Source organism: uncultured Veillonella sp. (genome assembly GCF_934190855.1).
GTDB lineage: Bacteria > Bacillota > Negativicutes > Veillonellales > Veillonellaceae > Veillonella.
In genome coordinates, this window is the sequence record NZ_CAKPTN010000157.1 from 1 (window position 1) to 3887 (window position 3887).

Here is a 3887-nt window from a genome sequence, read left to right on the forward strand (position 1 = left end):
TCGATGAATCTGTGAAACGAATCTTGCTTATGAAAATGAGCAGAGGACTGTAAGATAGAGATATATTTATAGTCTACATGGAGGTAAGTTTGCACTGTAAGGTGTGATACATTTATACTCTACATTCTGTATAAAAATATATAGTGTATACATAACGAGCTATCAAGGATTTTAATAAACCGATAGAGAATTAATAAGTAAAGTTATTCTCTGTCGGTTTATTTTTTATTGTATATTTGTATAGTTTGTTTTTGTTAGGAGTGAAGTATATGGCTCGCAGAATTATGTTGAACGGTACGTCCTATTTTGGACAAGGTGCGATTCAGGAGATTGTGAACGAAATTAAGAATCGACATTTCAAAAAAGCCCTCGTTACATCTACGCCAGATTTATTTGAATTTAAAGTAGCTACTAAGGTAACAGATTTGCTTGATGCGGCAGGCATCGATTATGAAATCTATGACGGCATTAAACCAAATCCTACTATCGAAAACGTAACGGCTGGCGTTGATGCTTGTAAAGCAGCTGGCGCCGATGTTATCGTAGCCGTTGGTGGCGGTAGCTCAATCGATACAAGTAAAGCGATTGCTACTATTATTACGAACCCTGAGTTCGCCGATGTGCGCAGCCTTGAAGGTTTGGCGCCTACTAAGAACCCTTGCTTGCCAATCATCGCTGTTACGACTACATCGGGTACGGCTGCAGAGGTTACTATCAACTACGTTATTACAGACGTTGAAAAGAATCGTAAATTCGTTTGCGTTGACCCTCATGACATCCCAATCGTAGCTATCGTGGATCCTGATATGTCCGCATCTATGCCGACAGGTCTTTGCGCGGCTACAGGTATGGATGCCCTCGTGCATGCCGTAGAAGGCTACATTACTAAAGGTGCGTGGGAACTTACTGATATGCTTCATTTGAAAGCTATCGAAATCATCGGTCGTTCCTTGCGCAGTGCTGTGGCTGGCGATTACGCAGGTCGTGAAGCTATGTCCTTAGGTCAATACATTGCGGGCATGGGCTTCTCCAACGTTGGTCTCGGTATCGTTCACTCCATGGCTCATCCATTGAGTGCGGTGTACGATATCCCTCATGGCAAGGCTTGTGCTATGCTTTTAACAGCAGTATTGAAATTCAATGCTCCTGCCACAGGCGAAAAATATCGTGAAATCGCTCGCGTAATGGCCGTTCCTAATGTAGACGCTATGGACGAAGCAACCTATCGGCAAGCAGCTATCGATGTAATCCAAAAATTAGCTGACGACGTAGGTATTCCTAAATCCCTTAGCGAAGCAGGCGTAAAACGGGAAGACATTCCATTCCTCGCTGAATCTGCTTTCAACGATGCATGTACACCTGGTAACCCGCGTGATGCATCCCTTGAAGAAATCATTGGCATCTATGAATCCATCTACTAACAACCAAGTAGGATTCTACACAGTTCGCATGCCTCCGATCATGTAAAGACTACATCAATAAACACTTGCTAAACAAGACTAGACATCTCTTTGCTGTAGAGATGTCTAGTTTTGTTTTTGTGGTTTATATAGTTTTATGGTTGTGAGTTTATATAGTATCCAGTTGAATCATTTCTTGAAAATCATAATTTACATAAGTATACTAAGGGTATGAATAGATAATTGCTAGACTAGATCATAATTCGGAAAGATACTAGTTTAGTTAGATAGGAGTTAGGATTGCTCATCCGTTAATTTATTACTACTAAGATTACAAAGATTAGTGATAATAGCAATCTGATTAGGTACATGATCGTTATATATGCCGAGGAGGACATCTTATGAAATTATGGAAATTTAATAAGCGCAGTTCTACCTTGGCAGATATGTCCATGAATCGCATGCTCTTAACAGAGCTCATCGCAAAGGGTGCCGTCGTTGGTATTGTGGCGGGCTTCTGTGGTGCTACTTATCGCTATTTAATCTTAGAATCCGAGCATTTGCGTTGGCAACTGATGGATGGGATTACTCTAGAATGGGCATTAGGTTGGCTCGTAGCAATGGTTGTTTTTGCCTTTATCGTAGATCGATTGCTCACATGGGCACCGTTGTCTGGGGGCTCTGGGATTCCGCAAATCGAAGGGGAGATGTTAGGCCTCTTTGATATGAAGCCTTATCGGACGCTAGTGTCTAAGATGATCGGTGGCGTGCTGACCGGCTTTGCGGGCTTCTCCGTAGGTCGAGAAGGACCAGCTGTACAGATCGGTGGTTCTGCCGGGAAAATCGTATCGTACTGGATGAATTCTGGCCTTCGTGAGCAGCGCATCTTGACCTCTGCTGGTGCAGGGGCAGGCTTAACGGCTGCCTTTAGTGCTCCTGTATCGGGGGCGATGTTCGTCTTTGAAGAGGTGCATAAAAGCTTTTATCCGTACCTCGTTGTGCCTACTTTTGTGGCCACCTTGATTTCAAATTACATTACGGTCAGCCTTTTCGGTCTTGAGCCTGCTCTTGGGTTTACCGTAACCTCTGGGGTTCCCCTTGAATACTTCCCAATACTCCTCGTGATAGGTGTTATTATGGGGCTTTGTGGGGTATTCTTCTGCCGCATGATTTTTGCATTCAAGAAATTCTTTGAGTGGCTTAAATGCTCGAGATTTTTGAAATTAGCCCTTACCTTTGTGGCTGTGGCGGCCATTGGCTTTGATTCCCAGCTCCTCTTGGGCGGTGGCAATGATCTTGTAGGCCAGCTTGCCTTTCAATCTCACGGTGTACTGCTCCTAGGGGGCATCGTATTAGGCAAGATTTTGCTCACTACCTTTTGTTATGGCAGTGGTGCCCAAGGGGGCATCTTTTTGCCCATGCTTGTTATCGGTGCGTCAGCAGGTGCCTTTTGTGAAAGCGTACTTTCAACGTTAGGCCTTATTTCTCCTGACTTTGTACCGCAATTCGTCATTTGTGCCATGGGTGGCATGTTAGCAGCGGCTATGCGCACGCCGATTTTGGCGATTTTGCTCGTCCTTGAAATGACGAATAGCTTCTCCAATATTTACGCCATCGGTATCGTTACATTAGTGGCTTACCTCGTGGCGGAGCTTTTAAAAGAACCACCGATTTACGATTCCTTGTTACAAGCCATGAGTGGTCAAAGCAATTTAGAATCGGTGCAAACCTTCTTTCAAACGAAGGTGCCTGTGGTGGCAAACTACACAGAGGTGCAGTTACAAGACTTGGCATTGCCGGACGGTACATTGATTGTAAGTATCTGCCGAAATGGTACCTATATCGTACCGCTAGGAGACGTGAAACTTGAACCAGGCGACGAACTACAAGTATCTTGTGAACGGGGACGATTGAAGGCGGCTAAGGAATTTTTCCAATCTAATTAGTTATGTTGAATATTAATGATTTACAATTAGCGATAATCATTGGTACGTGGGATGTAATAGGAGTCGTTTATGAATATTGTAAAAGCTACTGAGTCAGATATATTAGAACTGTATCGATTGCAGTTGCTTTCCTTTGAAAGCGAAGCGGAGATGATCGGCAGCCGAATGGTGCCGGCCTTGATGGAGTCTGAAGCTGATTTTAAAGCTGCTTTCAACCAGTGGCTTACCTATAAAATGGTAGATGATGCGGGCCGAATCATCGGCGGCATTCGCTATAAATACGACGATGGTTTCGTTGATGTGGGACGATTGATGGTGCATCCAGACTATCGACAGCGTGGTTTGGCGCAGAAGTTATTAGAGTTCGTAGATGAACAATGCAGTCCAACTAGGCGTGTGCTATATACATGTACGAAAAGCTGGATCAATATAAAACTGTATACAAAAATGGGATACAAAGCCATTAAAGAAGAGCAAGATGAGACGGGATTATCCTTTGTGTATATGGAAAAACGATAAGGAGGTCTCAATATGCTCGATA

General features: G+C 43.7%; 3 protein-coding genes. All 3 read left to right on the plus strand.

The window, feature by feature from the left end; translation table 11 throughout:
• Positions 1 to 269: 269 nt before the first annotated feature.
• The 3 genes from fucO to Q0F90_RS08020 all read left to right on the plus strand — a co-directional run bounded on the left by fucO (position 270) and on the right by Q0F90_RS08020 (position 3865).
• A complete protein-coding gene (gene fucO, locus Q0F90_RS08010) occupies positions 270 to 1421 on the plus strand; it encodes a lactaldehyde reductase (RefSeq protein WP_296004567.1) in 1152 nt (383 codons plus the stop codon).
• Between the two features lie 380 nt (positions 1422 to 1801).
• A complete protein-coding gene (locus Q0F90_RS08015; RefSeq protein WP_296004569.1) occupies positions 1802 to 3346 on the plus strand; it encodes a ClC family H(+)/Cl(-) exchange transporter in 1545 nt (514 codons plus the stop codon).
• Positions 3347 to 3415: 69 nt separating this feature from the next.
• Positions 3416 to 3865, plus strand: a complete 450-nt coding sequence (locus tag Q0F90_RS08020) for a GNAT family N-acetyltransferase (RefSeq protein WP_296004572.1) — start codon at positions 3416 to 3418, stop codon at positions 3863 to 3865.
• The last annotated feature ends 22 nt before the right edge of the window (positions 3866 to 3887 follow it).

Coding starts and splice junctions, on each gene's coding strand:
- fucO (WP_296004567.1), top strand. CDS start 270: ATGGCTCGCAGAATTATGTTGAACGGTACGTCCTATTTTGGACAAGGT.
- Q0F90_RS08015 (WP_296004569.1), top strand. CDS start 1,802: ATGAAATTATGGAAATTTAATAAGCGCAGTTCTACCTTGGCAGATATG.
- Q0F90_RS08020 (WP_296004572.1), top strand. CDS start 3,416: ATGAATATTGTAAAAGCTACTGAGTCAGATATATTAGAACTGTATCGA.